Origin of the sequence: Paenisporosarcina sp. TG-14, assembly GCF_000297555.1 — a bacterium.
Taxonomy (GTDB): domain Bacteria; phylum Bacillota; class Bacilli; order Bacillales_A; family Planococcaceae; genus Paenisporosarcina; species Paenisporosarcina antarctica.
In genome coordinates this window covers 25,775-41,787 of record NZ_AMGD01000005.1, presented here as the reverse complement: position 1 = coordinate 41,787, position 16,013 = coordinate 25,775, and the positions used below count along the sequence as shown (strand labels likewise).

Genomic DNA, 16,013 nt, shown 5'->3' with positions numbered 1-16,013 from the left:
ATATAACAAGTACAAATTAAATCAAATGTGGTGATTATACATGGAGCAAGAATACCTCTCAATTTTTGATGAAAAACAGCAAAAGGTCGGGAAAAATACGAGGTCATTTATTCATCAACATGGTCTTTGGCATGAGACATTTCATTGTTGGTTTGTCTATATTGAAAATGGTGTACCTTATCTTTATTTTCAACAAAGAAGCGAAGTGAAAAAAGATTTTCCAGGTCTTTTTGACATTACAGCAGCGGGACACATACTCGCTAACGAAACGGCGAAAGATGGAATTCGTGAAGTGAAAGAAGAACTTGGCATCAACATTAGCATGGAAGAACTCCAATTCATCGGCATTATTAAAGATAGCATCTTGCAAGAAGGGTTTATGGATAATGAATTTGCGCACACATTTATATACATTACGGAAAATAAGCATCTCCCCTTTCATCTACAGGAAGAAGAAGTAAGTGGCATATTCTCTTCACCGCTATCCGAAGTTGTAAGATTATACGACAAGAAGGTTGCGCACATTTCGTTGCAGTGCATCCATTCAAAAAATGATGACTTAACAGCAATAAATGCCACACTAAAAGATTTTGTCCCACATGGCACCGGGTATATAAATACAGTCTTGATGAATGCGATACGAAAAAAATGAGTAATGTGAAAGTTTTTGATTTTCATTGTTGATAAATTTTTTGATCGTAGGCTAAAGGCAACAACAAAGGGTTCAAAGTTATTGATGAATGAAATATGTTACATACTGAGTAAACAATTTTCAATCGCTTTTTTAGATTGGAATTGAACAGATAATATCGGATAAATAGAAAAAGAAGCTAATCACTATTTATAAGAGTGATGATTAGCTTCTTTAATTGTTTGTATGGGAAAAGATCTTACTCTGCCAGATTGGGGAAAATAGGCTAAACGGCAATAAAGCGTGTGCGAACGGGAATAAATCAAATTAAACGGGAATAAACTGCGTTTGAACGGGAATAAACCAATCGTGAAGAGGAATAAATCACTTTAAACGGGAATAAACAACTTCACTCAGATGGAATCCCGCTGTGAGCATCCAGTATATTCAATATAAAAGTCTGGATGCGCCGAATGTGTCCTTGGGGGGAGTCTTTCAGTAGTTTTACAAGCTAGCAGTCACTTTTATGTTTATTAATAGATTCATCGAAACTTTTAGTTGATGTCATTCGTATTAAGAAGTAGAACTTCTAAGAAATGAGGAATTCACATGGGATTAACTTTCCTATATAGCATTGGAGTGGCAATTGTTGCAGCACTTTTAATCATGCCGCTTACATTGCCGAAAGAAAAACGCAAAGGGATTGTGGCGGGAATCATTGGTTCAGCGGTTGTGTTAGCAATCATTGTCTTTGCATTTTATTATGTAACAAATATAGATCGAAATCCTTCTGCATTATGGCCACTTGCTATTTTAGCAACTGGGATTGGCACATTTTCAACAACAGGCAAAGAACAACGTGTGAAAGGTGTGCTATTCTTAGCGGCCATTGTCTTTGGAGGCTATATGTTAAGCGCCGTTTTATTTAATGCAGATGAAAAATTTGAGTCTGCAAAAATGAAACAAGAAGTTGAAATCGAAGCATTTGATGAAACTGAAACTCCAGCAAGTGTTCCGCCAAAATTTGCTCGAAATAAAATGAAAAAAGCTTTTGGTCAAGTTCCAAATACGAGTTACTACGAATTAGGTAATTTGCAAATACAAAAAGTAAATGATGAATATGTCTATATTGCACCAGTTGAATTCTCTGGATTTTTCAAGTGGTTAAATGGGGATACAACACCAGGATATTTTACGATGAGTGCAACTAATTCTTCAGATAATCCGAAGTTTATTAAAGAAGAAATGACCTATACACCTTCATCATTCTTTCAAAAGAATGTCGCGCGTCATCTACGTTTAGAAATGCCGGAAAAGATTTTCAATGGAGCAATGCAGCTTGAAATTGATGATGAAGGAAAATCTCATTATATCCGTACATTTGGGGAATTTGTGTCTGCTCGAAACGGTTTTGAAGTAACTGGCGTAGCTGTAGTGGAGCCACAAACTGGTGACATCAAAGCGTATGCTCTAAATGAAGTACCTCCCTTTATCGATGGAGCAGTTTCACCAGAAGCTGTGAGTTTACAAAATAGTTACTTTGGTAACTATATACACGGATACTTGAACAGTAAATTTAGTAAGAAAGATGTAAGATTGCCAACTGATGAAGGAATTGAAGCGAATGTCAGTCCTGTATTTAACGAGAACGGGGCAATGTTCTACTTCACTGATTTCACGAGTCCAAAAGAAGGCGTTGATTCCATGCTTGGGTATTCTTTAACGGATGCACGAACTGGAGAAGCCACGTATTTCACGGGGAATATGGACGAATCTTATATGGATTCACAAGGTGCATTACAGATTATTGAGAAGAAATTTATTGAGAAAAAATGGTCAGGAGAAATGCCAATTCTTTATAATTTTTATGGGGAGGCAAGTTGGTTAACACCTGTACTAGATGCGAATGGATTCTTGCAAAACTATTTTATTGTTTCTGCAGCAAATCCAGAAATATCTACTTTTGCAAACACGCCCAACAAAGCATTAAAGTTATATAAAACGGCATTACAACGTGGAGGAAGTAGTGTAGATGGTAGTTCTAATGCGGAAGAAGCAAAGGTTAGTGGTACAGTCGAACGTGTGTACAAAGAGCGTGTCGGTGAATTCACGATTGTATCATTCTTGCTAACTGATGGAACCAATTACTTGGTCTCCAGCGAAATATCACCTCTAGTGGTTTACTTAGAAGTAGGGGATAAAGTAACTGTGACGTATTTAAATACTGGAGAGTTGTTCCTACCTGTAAAAGAGTTATCGATAACTGAATTGGACTAAGAAAATGGCTGTCTCAGATTAATGAGACAGCCATTCTTTGTAATTAACTATAAGAATATAATTTTTTGCCAAAGTATATGCTAGAGCACTATAGGAGTAGAACGCTTCTACGCATTTTTATGTGGCATGATGCCATTCCACTTTTCTTAATCACGCACTTTTAATATGGCCATTTGTTTTTGATCACGTGTTTGCGCATGCTCATCAATGGTCATGTGATTATAGGATTCTCGAGATTTTGTTGCTAATCGGGAGATGGCCTCTTCATTCATCATAAGATTACCTTGTGCCGCCCAGCTTTTTTCCATAGTTGGTCCTAAGTGACGCATAAATGCTTCCATACCGCCATGACCACCGCCTAAATGCATGCCGAGCATTGGCCCAGAGGCTGCCCAGCGTAAGCCGATTGAATCTTTCACGATTTCATCGACATCTTCCATTTTAACAACGCCTTCATCCACTAAATACATAGCTTCACGCAACATTGCAAACTGCAAACGGTTTGCTACAAAGCCGAACACTTCTTTTCGTATGAGCTGTGGGGCTTTTCCAAGTGTTTTATAAAAGAGCAGTGCATCTTCAACAGCTTCATTAGAAGTGAACTTGCCCGGCACCACTTCGACCAGTGGCATCACAAGTGGTGGGTTAAACGGATGCCCAATTAGCATACGACTCTTATCTTTCATAAATGATGAAATATCACTTGCTGGAATTGTCGATGAAGATGACAGTAACAATGTTTGTGGTTTAATGTAGCTTTCAATGTCAGCAAATAATTGTTGTTTCAGTTCTAATTTTTCTGGCCCGTTTTCTTGAATAACCGCTGCACCAGTTATAGCTTGTTGTAAGTCAGAGCCTATTGATAAACGTGACTCAAAGCCATTTTTTGGAAGCCCTAGTAGTGATAAAGTGGAACCAATGGACTTAAAATGTTGATCAACTACTTCTTGCAAATCAGTTCTTGGATCATATAATCGCACGGTTAATCCGTGAGCTAAAAACAAAGTTGCCCATGAAAGTCCGATTGTCCCGGCACCAATTACTGTGACGGGATTAAAGCGTTGTAAGTCACTATGTAAGTGTGTCATTGTTCAACCTCCTTATTCGTTGTTCATACATGTTTACATGTTATTATTATTACATAGATATCATCGAAAAAGAGTGGATGTGGTAAGGTGTTTAGTTTTAGTGGAATACCGGAATGGTTTTATATTCTTGCTGTTGTGGTGGTCGTTGGGATTGTATTAGTTAACGAATGGTGGACACGTTAATATAAATTGAGAGGTGGGAATTACTATGAATCAAGCACAGGTCGTTATCGTAACAGGTGCTTCGCACGGTATTGGGCGGGGCATTGCGGAAGCATATGTGGCAAAAGGTGCACAAGTAATCATTGCTGATGTGAATGAGGAATTAGGAAAAGAAGTTAGTGAACAACTTGTGCGTAGTGTGTTTATAAAAACGGATGTTCGAAAAGAAGAAGATGTTAAACGTTTAATGGAGCAAGCAATTACTAAATTCGGGCGCATCGATATTTTAATTAATAATGCAGGGAAGAGTGATTTTAAGCCTTTGTTCGAGTTATCAATAACAGAATGGGATGATCTGATAAATACTAATTTAAGAAGTGTTTTCTTGTGTTCTCGTGAAGTAGCTTTACACATGCGCAAGCAGGATAGTGGTGGAGCTATCGTGAATATTTCTTCTACCCGTGCAACGATGTCGGAACCGAATTCAGAAGCATATGCTGCAACCAAAGGTGGGATTATAGCCATTACTCACGCTCTTGCTGCGTCTCTGGCTGAACATCACATTACAGTCAATGCTATTTCACCAGGTTGGATTGAAACTGGTGATTATAGTGAACTTCGAGATATTGATCACGAACAACATTTATCGGGACGAGTAGGAAAGCCTTCAGATGTTGCTAGAGCATGCCTGTATTTAACGGATCCACAAAACGATTTTGTCACAGGCATTGATTTAGTTGTGGATGGTGGAATGACACACAAAATGATTTACGAACATTAAGTTAAGTAAGGAGGAACATAGATGTTTAAGTGGAAGGGTGCCTCAGGTGTATGCATCAATGAAGACAACCAAGTATTAATGGTATTGCAAGCAGCCCATGATGAAGAGCCAAAATGGACTGTTCCTTCAGGTGGACTTGAAGACAATGAGACGTTTGAACAATGCTGTGTTCGTGAATTTGAGGAAGAGACAGGCTTGAAAGTGAAGGTCGTATCAAAACTTAAAGATAAGAATGGGACAAACGATGAATATAAAATTACATATGAGTTGCAGTATTTTCAAGTGAAAGTAGTAAGTGGGGATTTAATCGTGCAGGATCCTGATGAATTCATTTTAGATATAGCTTGGAAGTCTGTTGAGGAATTAGATCAATTGAAAATGAGCTATCCAGAAGATGTTGAATTCTTAAAAGAATTATTGGGAAACCAAACTGGAAATATTTCCGAGTAGATACAACTTATGGGAAGATGGTTAAAAAATACATAAGGTTAATAGAATAGAAAAATAATTAAATAGAAAAATGAAAGCCTTCTAAGAACTCTTTAGAAGGTTTTTTCAATTTATATTACTGTATGAAAATACTTCTGACCATTCATAAGAAAAGCATAAAAAGAAAGGCTTAACAATGTACAAATTAAGAATAATATGGTTACTAGTTCTTAAATATTTTAGATATATTGCGATATTTTCAAGAAATAAGAACATAATGGAAGGGTAATACATTCACAAATTCTAGTGAGAAAATAGCTAAAAGTAATAGCCAGTAGATTCTTTCTTATTATGTGTATCCAAATTTGTTTAATGTCTTTAAATTTATCTTGAAAAATTTTTCAAAATAATAGGAAAGGGTTGGTTGGAATGACTTCTGAAATACCAATGCCAAGGAAACAAGAAAAGAATAATAGTAAGCCTCTTTGGATTATTCTTGCATTCATCGTCTTAATCACTATTGTTTTATTGCCAAATCCAGAGGCCTTGCCTGTAGCAGGACAGCGGGGATTAGCAATTTTAGCATTTGCCGTTATTTTATGGGTAACGGAGGCCGTCTCCTATCCCGTCAGTGCTGCCATGATAATTGGATTAATCGCTATACTTTTAGGGCTTGCTCCGAGTATCGATGATCCATCAATCATGCTGGGAACAAAAAATGCACTTAAAATGGCTTTAGGTGGATTTAGTAATCCGGCTGTCGCTTTAGTAGCTGCTGCTTTATTTTTAGCTACTGCCATGCAAGCAACTAATTTACACAAGCGACTTGCTTTATGGATTCTGTCGAGAGTCGGAACTAAAACTGGAAGTATTGTGTTTGGTGCTATTTTAGTTTCAATCGTATTAGCATTTTTTGTTCCTAGTGCGACTGCACGTGCTGGTGCTGTTGTACCAATTCTCCTTGGGATGGTTGCTGCATTTGGACTACCATCGAATAGTCGATTAGCTGCGTTGCTTGTCATTACAGCTGTTCAGTCTGTATCAATTTGGAATGTCGGAATTAAAACTGGTGCTGCTCAAAATATGGTGGCTCTAGGATTTATCGAAAAAGAATTTGGTGTCACCATTTCTTGGAGTGCCTGGTTTATGTACGCAGCACCATGGTCGATTATCATGTCAGTTATTTTGTATTTCATTATGATGAAAATAATTAAACCTGAAACTAAAGTGGTAGAAGGCGGAACAGAATTGGTTGTTGGCCAATTAAAAGAACTAGGACCGCTTAAATCTTCTGAACTACGATTAATAATAGTTTCAGTGCTGCTCCTATTCTTTTGGGCAACAGAAGAAAAATTGCATCCATTTGATACAACAACTGTCACCATTATTGCAATTGCCTTTTTATTAACCCCCAAAATAGGGGTATTTGATTGGAAAACGGTTGAAAAACTAATTCCCTGGGGAACAATTTTGGTTTTTGCAGTTGGTATTTCGCTTGGAACGATCCTTTTAGATACACAAGGTGCACAGTGGCTTTCAGATAAAGTATTCGGTTCAATGGGACTTGATGAGATGCCGATTTTGGCAACCATAGCCTTGTTAGCACTATTCAATATTTTAATCCATTTAGGATTTGCTAGTGCCACCAGTTTATCGTCAGCTCTGATACCGATCTTTATCGCTCTAACAACAACCATTGCGCTTGATGTGAATGAAATTGGTTTTGTGTTAATTCAACAATTTGTCATTAGTTTTGGTTTCCTATTACCAGTAAGTGCTCCTCAAAATATGTTGGCATATGGAACAGGTGCTTTTACCGTAAAAGATTTCTTGAAATCCGGGGTACCCTTAACCATTGCTGGTTATTTACTCATTTTATTATTTAGTGCTACTTATTGGAAATGGATTGGATTGTTATAATATCAGCAACAAAAGATGCTCAGATTAGTGAGCATCTTTTGTTGGTATAAATAGACAAAAAATTAATAATAAATATTTATTTTTAAAGTAAACGGTTACATTGATTAAATAGGAGAAATGCGTATTGACAATTATCTGAATTTTGTTATTCTTAATGAAATTCCATACTTATTAAAATATGTTGATAAAGATACGCCTTATGGGTTTGAAATCTTTAGAGAGCTGATGGTTGGTGAGAATCAGCGATTTCTACATAATGTAGCACTTTTGAATAGATGAGTTGAATCCTTATTTGTAAGCTCATTCGCTTCATGCACGTTAAGCATGTTAACCAATGAGGCTGCGCTCTGTTAAAAAGGGTAGCAAAAAAGGGTGGTACCGCGTAAGTTACAAACTTTTCGCCCCTTACACTAGTAAGAGGAGAAAGGTTTTTTTTGGTTTTAAAAACGAGAGGAGAATGATTATGTTAGCTGATCAACAAATTCTACGAATTCCAGGACCGAGCCCGATACCACCAAGTGTTCAACGTGCTATGACTCAACCTATGATTGGGCACCGAGGACAAAATACGTCTGATATGCTAAGAAAAATAGGGCCCAAATTGAAGGCGATCTTTGGGACTTCACAAGAAGTAGCCATCATTACAGGAAGCGGGACAGCTGGTTTAGAAGCTGCTGTAGTAAACGTAGTTAATCCAGGTGATGAGGTATTAGTTATTGTCACAGGCGCTTTTGGCGACCGTTTCACAAAAATTTGTGGAGCATACCAGATTAACTATCAAAGAATTGATGTTGAATGGGGCAAAGCGCTAAACCCTGTAGCCATTCAATCTTATTTACAAGAACATCCACAAATAAAAGCCATTTTCTCTACATATTGTGAAACTTCGACCGGCATTTTGAATCCCATTAAAGAATTAAGTGAAGCTGTTCGACAAGTAAGTGACGCTTTGATAGTTGTAGACGGGGTTTCGTGCGTTGGTGGTGTAGATACTCAGATGGATGAGTGGGGAATTGATGTCATGGTAACGGGCTCTCAAAAAGCATTCATGCTACCTGCAGGATTAACTTTTGTAGCTGCCAGTAAACGAGCGTGGAAGATAATCGAGCAAAATGACCAACCTCGTTTTTACTTGGACTTAAAAAAATATCGTGATAATTTAATAAAAGATACAACACCTTTTACACCTGCATTGTCTTTACTATTTGGGTTGGAACAAGTTCTAAACTTAATAGACGAAGAAGGACTAGAACAAGTTTACAAAAGGCATACATTAATGATGCAGATGACACGTGCGGCTTTTCATGCAATGGGAATCCCTTTATTGACAAGTGATGAGCATGCTTCTCCTACAGTCACAGCTGTAAAACCGAATGATTTTGATGCGGAAGAACTTCGGAAAGTGTTGAAAAAAGAATTTGGACTGTCTATTGCGGGCGGCCAGCAACATTTAGCAGGTAAAATAGTTCGAATCGGACATATGGGTTACTGTTCACCAGCTGATGTTCTTCAAATAATTAGTACGGTGGAAATTGGATTACAGTTAATTGGTAAAGATATCGTGTTAGGTACGGGAACAGCTGCGGCTCAAAAAATTTACTTAAATCAAGGAGTGTTAGTCTAAATGGCTTTTAACATATTAATCAGTGATCCGTTAAGTGAAGAAGGAATCTATCCGCTAAGACAGGCGGAGGGAATGAATATTGTCATCGAAACGGATTGGTCACCAGAGGAATTGGCAAATCGTATAAATGATTTTGATGCTTTGCTCGTTCGAAGTCAAACCCAAGTTACGTCTGATATTATTGCCAAAGCATCTAATTTAAAAATCATAGGTCGTGCAGGTGTAGGTGTAGATAACATCGATTTAAATGCAGCTACTGAACAAGGAATCATTGTCGTCAATGCACCTGATGGAAACACCAACTCTGCTGCAGAACATACGATGGCTATGCTGATGTCACTTGCAAGAAAAATACCACAAGCATTTCATGCCTTGAAAAACAATAAATGGGATCGTAAGACTTACGTAGGAGTTGAACTAAAAAACAAAACTCTTGGTGTCATAGGTCTTGGTCGTATTGGAGCGGAGGTAGCTGCTAGAGCGCAAGGGCAACGAATGAATGTAATTGCCTATGATCCTTTTTTAACGGCTGAAAAAGCGCTGAAGATGGGCATTGACTTTGGTTCTGTAGAAGATGTACTGCGAAAAGCAGACTTTATTACAGTTCACACGCCTCTAATGAAAGAAACAAAGCATTTAATTAATGCAGAAGCCTTTACAATAATGAAAGACGGTGTTCAAATTATCAACTGTGCTAGAGGAGGCATAATTGATGAGGAGGCATTATATGATGCCATCGTTTCTAAGAAAGTGGCTGGGGCAGCTTTAGACGTATTTGAACAAGAACCAGCTGTGAATCACAAGCTCCTTACTCTTCCTGAAGTAATAGCGACACCCCATTTAGGGGCAAGTACAATTGAAGCACAGGAAAGTGTTGCGGTAGACGTAAGTCAAGATGTCGTTAATTTCCTAAATGGTGGACTGGTTCGTAATCCGGTCAATCTTCCATCTGTCTCAAAAGAAATTATGAAAAAAATTGAGCCTTACTTCGATTTATCTGAGAAATTAGGAGCGTTTGTAATTGGATTAACAAACGAAGTAATTGAAGAAGTTAATATTTATTATTCTGGTGATTTAGCAGATTTTCAAGTGAGCCCATTGACTCGTAACACGTTAAAAGGAATTTTGAAACGTAATCTTGGTGATCATGTGAATGAAGTGAATGCGAAATTCTTTGCAGATCGTATTGGGATTCAGGTCAACGAACACAAATCATCTGCTTCAAAAGGATTCACGAATTTAATAACTGTCGAAGTGAAAACAGAGACCGGTACTAGAAAAGTAGCAGGTACTCTTTTAAATGGCTTGGGAGCGCGTATTGTTAAAGTAGATAACTATCTTGTAGATGTTATTCCAGAAGGACATATTGTATTTATTAAACATACAGACCAACCGGGTGCAATTGGCCGTGTTGGTACATTGTTGGCAAAAGAAAATATCAATATTGCCACGATGCAAGTAGGGCGATCAGCGCTTGGTGGAGATGCGATTATGATGTTAACAATTGATAAACACATCGAGCCGAATGAAATTGCACGATTGAAAGAGTTAGAAGACATTGATGATGTCATTGCGATTGATTTATAGAAGGTCGAAAATGGACAAATAACAAAAAAAGTATGGAAAAATCATAATTGATTTTTCCATACTTTTTTATTACCCTTTTAAAGGCTTAAACTATAAGTTTTCTAAAATCGGAAATAGTTCTTCCAAGTTAGTGATTTCGTATGTAGGTTTTACTTCTTTATCCGGCTGTTTGAGTTCTCTATTTATCCATACAGAGCGGATACCTGCTCTAGAAGCTCCTAAAATATCAGTCATTAAGTTATCGCCGACCATAATGGCTTCATCTGCTTGTAAGTTACTTTGAGAGAGAGCAAATTCGAAAATGGAAGGATCAGGTTTTCCTCTACCGAATGCGCCTGAAATAATAATGTGGGTAAAATAAGGTGCAATTTCTGATGTTATTTCAAGTTTGGTCTTTTGCAATGTAGGAGAACCATTAGTTAAGAGTACAAGCTGGTAATAATCTTTAAGACGTTCAAGCACCTGGAATGTTTCTTTGTATATGAAAGGGTTAGCTTTCCGTGCTTTTGGAAAATACTCAGCTAATTGTTTTCCAAGTTCTGGATCGTCAATGTCCATTCTACGCAATCCTCTAGTCCATGCTTCTATGCGATATGCGGGAACAATTTCTTTCATTTTCTGAAACTGTTCACCCACATCATCAAATGTACCCCATAGTCCTTCAAATGGATTAATGCCAATCATTTTAGTAAATGGATAGGTCTCATAAGAGGCATAGAGTTCGCTTGCTTCAAACCTAACAGCTTCTTCTAAAAGGGCAGGGTCAATTTGAAGTTTTTTTGCGGCAAATTGGCAAGTTTCCTGAAACGCAACTTCTACACTTTTCTTATCCCACAATAATGTATCATCTAAATCGAAAATAATCGTTTTTATCACAAATGGACACATCCTTAATATAATTGATAGAGAAAAATCTTAGCTAAATATCGATGAAATGAATAATATGACTGAAATATTCACAAAATAATACTTTCAGAAGTCATATATAATTTCACTATTTTTTCAAAATTCACTTTCATATATGACTGTGATTATAGCTGTTATTGTTTTATAGTGTCAACAAAATTTACCGTGTTCATGTGCTATAATTAGCCAAAGAACCATTATGAAAAGAGGATTATTATGTTAACATTTGAACAAAAACAAGTAATTATTGAATCATTTCCTGAACTAACGAAAAAAGATGTTTCGTTAAAGCGTGTGAACTATCACTTTGAAGGTAGTTTATATGATAAAAAAACAGTCATTTATCACCTACACCCTAACGGTAATGGCTTTGTATTTGTTGGAGATTTAAAAAAATACGAATCAGATAATAAAGGAATGACTAATATTCGTGAAGCGACGGAAGTAGAGTTACGTGAGATGATTGCTGATTCAATTGGCATCTTGTCTGAAGAAGAACAGTTTGAAGAAGAAGTTGTAGAAGAGCAAGTGTGGAGGAATGCTGAAGGACAAGAATTGAAACTTGTTCATGAAGACACTCTTTGGAATATTTACCACTCACACAACTTGGAAGAAAGCCATGAGTCATTTGGTGAAGCTGAAGAGTACTTATTAAGTGAAGGCTTCGAACTTTCTTCAAAATAATGATGTTAATTCGTAAATTAAATCCTGGTGAAACTCCTCCATGGAAGTTACTAGAAATTGCTGATCCTTGTCGTATAATTGTAGAAGGATATATAAAAAGTAGCACGGTCTATGTAGGGGAAGAGTCAGGCGAAGCTATCGCTGTATATGTGCTTAAAGAAACGAAGAAAGTTGTAGTAGAAATCATGAGTGTCGCTGTCCATGAAGATTTTCAAGGAAAAGGCCTAGGAAAACAATTAATTTCTCATGCAATTGAAGAAGCTTCTAAAAGAGGATATGCACAACTAGAAATAGGGACAGGTAATTCAAGTATTTATCAATTAAAGCTGTATCAACAATGCGGATTTCGTATTGTGGGTGTCGATTTCGATTATTTTACCCGAAGCTATGATGAACCGATTTATGAAAATGGATTGCTATGTCGCGATATGATTCGCTTATGTTACACATTTGAGAGCTAGGGAAGTTAACTAGCTCTTTTTTTTATTGGAGGATTTAAACTTTTATCGATATACTAGTAATAACAATTATCGATAGGTGGTGAACGGATTGAATATTGAATATAAAGATAAAGTAACGAACAAGCTGTATAGAGAAGTTATTGCATTTGCAAATGGAACCGGTGGCATCATAAAGATTGGAATGAGCGACGAAAAAAATATTTTAGGGTTAGAAAATCCGTTAGCAGAGGAAAATGCAGTGTATGACCAATTGAGTAAAATGGTAGAGCCTCTGCCTCTAGTTGAAATCATTCAAGAACATATAGATGGCAAAGTTATTTTAGAAGTGAGAGTCACAGCAACTGAACACGTCTACCGTCAAAGAGATACGTTATTTGGAGACCTCTATGTTCGATATGGCTCAAAAAAACAATTGTTAAAAACAGCAGATGAAGTTCATGGTTTTCTGCGATTACGTTATTTAGACGAATCGGAAAATGCACTAACCAATACTACTTTCCGTGCAAAAGATTTTTCAGGTCTGTTTGATATTATTCAGAATGCGAATACCACAACAGATAGATTTAAAAATATGCAAGAAAATTTGGAAGATGTTCTAGCTTCTTACAGTATTATTAGATGGAATAATGGTGAATTTGTTCTAACAAGATTAGGTTCATGGTTAGCGGATTCTTCTCATACACGGTCAGTATTATTGCAATACAGTGGAGACCGGTCTACTTCATTTTGCCAACAAGTGAGTGATTTTTCTGGATCAATTGTAACTCAAGTCAGTAGAATTATGACAATGTTACAGACAGTCCAATCTTTATATCCTAAAGAGCTGGTTCAACAAAGTGTTGTTAATGCGTTTGTTCATCGAGACTACTCTATCGAAGGTGATGTATCTGTTATTATTTTTGCCAATCGTATGGAAATAGCATCACCTGGAACTTTAATAAAAGGTTTATCAATAGAGTCAATAAAAAAGGGAGCACGAATTGTCCGTAGAAATCCGCTATTACATGCACTGTTTGTTGACCTTGGTTTAACTGATGGACGTGGTGACGGAATTCGTCAAATTATAGATAGTTATAGTGACGGTGATGAGAAACCTAAAATTTCTGTTCAGAAAGATAGCATAAGCGTCAGGCTTCCAAGAAAAGAACAAGTCGAAAAAGTAAGTAACAATAACCAGCGAACATCAACTCATCAAGAAATGACACATGAGGATGCTATTATGTCCTATTTACTTGAGCATAAACATGCGAAAAATGTAGACTTACAAAAAATATTAGGTGTTTCTCCATCTCGCGTAACTCAAATAGTCCGTGACATGGTTACGAAGAATCAACTCGTAGCAATAGGAGAGCGAAAAGGACGTATATATACACTAGCCAATACAAAACAGGAGGAATGAGAAGTATGAAAGGCAAAAAAGCCGTAATTTTAGTTGTAATCTTAACGCTCATTGCTATATCAGCTATCGTGGTGTCAATTACGATATTTTATCAAAATAATCCAACTCAAATTGGTAATTCAATGTCAATAGAAGGCACAGTTGCCAAAGTAGATGATGCACGTATGTTAGTGATAAGTGGGAAGGATGCAACAGAATTAGATGGGCAAACAGAACAAGAAATGCTCAAAGATATCAGTGAAGCAATTTGGTTTACACTGTCAATTGATCAATTAAAAAAAGTGAAAGAGTTTGACTCTGTTCGCGTCACGTATAGCCAAATCGATCAATCTTCTCCAGGACAAGCGAGTGCTGATAGTGTAGAAATAATTAAGTGAAAATAAGAACGGTTAATGTGATAAGAACTTTTATAGAAATTAAGGTTTTATTACACCTTTAAGAGTAGGATGAAAAGATTAATATTAACTTATAAGAGGTGTACAAGTTTGAAAATAGATAAGCCGAAAATCCCGTCACTACTCGAAGAATTAGATATTTCGACTTTAATTGACGTAGAGGAAGAGAGATTTATTTCCCGGGGAATTGTGTCGTATTGGAACGTTTTAGAAATACCAGAGAACAAAATAAGTTTTGATCAAGTACATTTCCGTGACGTGGTTTTTGATGGAGTTCGTTTTGATCAAGTAGAATTTATCGATTGTAAGTTTGAACGCTGTGACTTGTCCAATGTGGATTTTGGAGAATCTGTGTTTCATAGAGTGGAGTTTTATCAGTCAAAACTAGTAGGAATACAGTGCACACAAAGTCGCTTTGGGCATGTTGCAATGAAGAATTGTGTGGCGAATTATGCTGCATTTAGTTTTAGTAAAATGAAAAGAGTGAAGTTTGAGCAAAATACGTTTAATAAAGCTGATTTTTTCGATTGTATATTTGATAAAGTGGAATTCAATGAATGTGAATTAGATGGTTCCAACTTTACAGAAACGTTTTTAGAAAATATTGATTTAAGCACATGTACATATGAACAACTAACGGTGAGTGTAGAAAAGTTGTCAGGATGCACCGTCTCACCTGAACAAGCGATGGGGTTTGCAAAATCCCTAGGACTACTTATAAAAGAATAAAAGCTGGGGCTGTCCTAAAAGTTATTTAAAATGACTTTTAAGGGCAGCCCCTTTCATATTAAAAAATATAGCTGTTGATTTCGGTTACAAGCGGACGCATGTTTCTGTTTCTGTTTCTGCATCGCTTTGCTAGCTTCGAAACATGAAAGTGAGTTGCATCGCTACGCTAGCTTCGAAACATGAAAGTGCGCTGCATCGCTATGCAAGCTTGAAATCACCTGTACTAGACCAAGAAATGATAGATAGACTTTTTCAGTGGACTCTTTTTCTCCATCTGTTTTTTTATATACTATTAGCCCCCCCAACTTTTTAGTAGAATATAATATTTTTTGAAAAATGAAACTTTTATCAAAGGAAATCGTAGTATAGGTATCACTAAAGAATTGCTGAAATGGGAGTGTCTGGTGTGGCGATTGAACAAATCTACTTATATGTATTACTCATTGTGGGAGCTGCGACAATTCTGTATGTATTTTTCGGAGATGTAATAGAAGGGATAGATGAAGGTATTCCTTTTTTTAATCCTTCCGTCATTATGGCATTTGGAACGTTAGTTTCAGCAACTGGCTATGTGCTCGAAGTTTCGACATCTTGGAACAGTTGGTTTATTTTAATTGTTAGTGTTGTAGTCGGGGTGATTTTAGATATTTTATTATACTTTTTTATCTTACTTCCGATGTCATCAGCAGAGGTATCAATGGCATATACTGACGAGTCTTTAGCTGGTCAAGTAGGGAAGGTAATTACACCAATTCCCATTGATGGTTATGGTGAAATTGTTATCGAAACAGTGAACGGGTTAATCAATAAACGGGCAATTGGATTCGATAACGAAGAAATCGACTATGGCAAAGAAGTGTTAGTGATTGATGTAAAAGAAGGGACGTTTCTCGTTCGAGAATACGAAGCATTTGATTTCATGAAATAAGAATGGGGGAAT

At 36.8% G+C, this 16,013-nt stretch carries 15 protein-coding genes and 1 other annotated feature; of the genes, 13 read left to right on the top strand and 2 right to left on the bottom strand.

All coding sequences use genetic code 11. The annotated features are described in order from the left end of the window. Window positions 1-40 precede the first annotated feature (40 nt). A complete protein-coding gene (locus tag C406_RS0101865; RefSeq protein WP_017378889.1) occupies window positions 41-652 on the top strand; it encodes an NUDIX hydrolase in 612 nt (203 codons plus the stop codon). Window positions 653-1,240: 588 nt separating this feature from the next. Beyond that, complete coding sequence (locus C406_RS0101860; protein WP_017378888.1) at window positions 1,241-2,908, top strand: hypothetical protein; 1,668 nt, start codon at window positions 1,241-1,243, stop codon at window positions 2,906-2,908. 146 nt (window positions 2,909-3,054) lie between these two features. Here C406_RS0101860 and C406_RS0101855 read toward each other — a convergent pair whose 3' ends face one another. Continuing rightward, a complete protein-coding gene (locus tag C406_RS0101855; protein WP_017378887.1) occupies window positions 3,055-3,996 on the bottom strand; it encodes a 3-hydroxyacyl-CoA dehydrogenase NAD-binding domain-containing protein in 942 nt (313 codons plus the stop codon). Window positions 3,997-4,204: 208 nt separating this feature from the next. On the opposite strand from C406_RS0101855, the gene C406_RS0101850 reads away from it, so the two are divergent. From C406_RS0101850 to serA, 5 genes are all read left to right on the top strand, one after another. Then, on the top strand, window positions 4,205-4,939 hold the full coding sequence (locus C406_RS0101850) for an SDR family NAD(P)-dependent oxidoreductase (protein ID WP_017378886.1): 735 nt from the start codon (window positions 4,205-4,207) through the stop codon (window positions 4,937-4,939). Window positions 4,940-4,960: 21 nt separating this feature from the next. Further along, the gene (locus C406_RS0101845) at window positions 4,961-5,389 is read left to right on the top strand and encodes an NUDIX hydrolase (protein WP_017378885.1); all 429 of its coding nucleotides are present in this window, start codon (window positions 4,961-4,963) and stop codon (window positions 5,387-5,389) included. Window positions 5,390-5,797: 408 nt separating this feature from the next. Then, a complete protein-coding gene (locus C406_RS0101840; RefSeq protein ID WP_017378884.1) occupies window positions 5,798-7,288 on the top strand; it encodes a DASS family sodium-coupled anion symporter in 1,491 nt (496 codons plus the stop codon). Window positions 7,289-7,460: 172 nt separating this feature from the next. Next, window positions 7,461-7,697: a binding site (T-box leader), on the top strand. Between the two features lie 54 nt (window positions 7,698-7,751). Beyond that, window positions 7,752-8,912: a pyridoxal-phosphate-dependent aminotransferase family protein gene (locus tag C406_RS0101830; RefSeq protein WP_017378882.1), complete on the top strand. Its 1,161-nt coding sequence runs from the start codon at window positions 7,752-7,754 to the stop codon at window positions 8,910-8,912. Next, a complete protein-coding gene (gene serA / locus C406_RS0101825; RefSeq protein ID WP_017378881.1) occupies window positions 8,913-10,499 on the top strand; it encodes a phosphoglycerate dehydrogenase in 1,587 nt (528 codons plus the stop codon). 90 nt (window positions 10,500-10,589) lie between these two features. On the opposite strand, the gene C406_RS0101820 is transcribed toward serA, so the two are convergent. After that, window positions 10,590-11,375 carry an HAD family hydrolase gene (locus tag C406_RS0101820; RefSeq protein ID WP_017378880.1) on the bottom strand — a complete coding sequence of 262 codons (786 nt, stop codon included), beginning with the start codon at window positions 11,373-11,375 and terminating at the stop codon, window positions 10,590-10,592. Between the two features lie 246 nt (window positions 11,376-11,621). On the opposite strand from C406_RS0101820, the gene C406_RS0101815 reads away from it, so the two are divergent. From C406_RS0101815 to C406_RS0101790, 6 genes are all read left to right on the top strand, one after another. Beyond that, a complete protein-coding gene (locus C406_RS0101815; protein WP_017378879.1) occupies window positions 11,622-12,089 on the top strand; it encodes a hypothetical protein in 468 nt (155 codons plus the stop codon). Between the two features lie 2 nt (window positions 12,090-12,091). After that, complete coding sequence (locus C406_RS0101810; protein WP_026045572.1) at window positions 12,092-12,550, top strand: GNAT family N-acetyltransferase; 459 nt, start codon at window positions 12,092-12,094, stop codon at window positions 12,548-12,550. Between the two features lie 88 nt (window positions 12,551-12,638). Continuing rightward, the gene (locus C406_RS0101805; protein ID WP_017378877.1) at window positions 12,639-13,949 is read left to right on the top strand and encodes an RNA-binding domain-containing protein; all 1,311 of its coding nucleotides are present in this window, start codon (window positions 12,639-12,641) and stop codon (window positions 13,947-13,949) included. A 5-nt stretch (window positions 13,950-13,954) separates the two neighbouring features. Next, window positions 13,955-14,326, top strand: coding sequence for a YobA family protein (locus C406_RS0101800; protein WP_017378876.1), 372 nt, complete (start codon window positions 13,955-13,957; stop codon window positions 14,324-14,326). Window positions 14,327-14,434: 108 nt separating this feature from the next. After that, a complete protein-coding gene (locus C406_RS0101795) occupies window positions 14,435-15,073 on the top strand; it encodes a pentapeptide repeat-containing protein (RefSeq protein ID WP_017378875.1) in 639 nt (212 codons plus the stop codon). Window positions 15,074-15,479: 406 nt separating this feature from the next. After that, window positions 15,480-16,001, top strand: coding sequence for a hypothetical protein (locus tag C406_RS0101790; protein ID WP_017378874.1), 522 nt, complete (start codon window positions 15,480-15,482; stop codon window positions 15,999-16,001). Window positions 16,002-16,013 lie beyond the last annotated feature (12 nt).

Excerpts from the sequence above, each read along its gene's own strand:
- C406_RS0101850 (WP_017378886.1), top strand. The coding sequence starts at position 4,205 with ATGAATCAAGCACAGGTCGTTATCGTAACAGGTGCTTCGCACGGTATT.
- C406_RS0101810 (WP_026045572.1), top strand. The coding sequence starts at position 12,092 with ATGTTAATTCGTAAATTAAATCCTGGTGAAACTCCTCCATGGAAGTTA.
- serA (WP_017378881.1), top strand. The coding sequence starts at position 8,913 with ATGGCTTTTAACATATTAATCAGTGATCCGTTAAGTGAAGAAGGAATC.
- C406_RS0101865 (WP_017378889.1), top strand. The coding sequence starts at position 41 with ATGGAGCAAGAATACCTCTCAATTTTTGATGAAAAACAGCAAAAGGTC.
- C406_RS0101815 (WP_017378879.1), top strand. The coding sequence starts at position 11,622 with ATGTTAACATTTGAACAAAAACAAGTAATTATTGAATCATTTCCTGAA.
- C406_RS0101845 (WP_017378885.1), top strand. The coding sequence starts at position 4,961 with ATGTTTAAGTGGAAGGGTGCCTCAGGTGTATGCATCAATGAAGACAAC.
- C406_RS0101840 (WP_017378884.1), top strand. The coding sequence starts at position 5,798 with ATGACTTCTGAAATACCAATGCCAAGGAAACAAGAAAAGAATAATAGT.
- C406_RS0101800 (WP_017378876.1), top strand. The coding sequence starts at position 13,955 with ATGAAAGGCAAAAAAGCCGTAATTTTAGTTGTAATCTTAACGCTCATT.
- C406_RS0101860 (WP_017378888.1), top strand. The coding sequence starts at position 1,241 with ATGGGATTAACTTTCCTATATAGCATTGGAGTGGCAATTGTTGCAGCA.
- C406_RS0101830 (WP_017378882.1), top strand. The coding sequence starts at position 7,752 with ATGTTAGCTGATCAACAAATTCTACGAATTCCAGGACCGAGCCCGATA.
- C406_RS0101855 (WP_017378887.1), bottom strand. The coding sequence starts at position 3,996 with ATGACACACTTACATAGTGACTTACAACGCTTTAATCCCGTCACAGTA.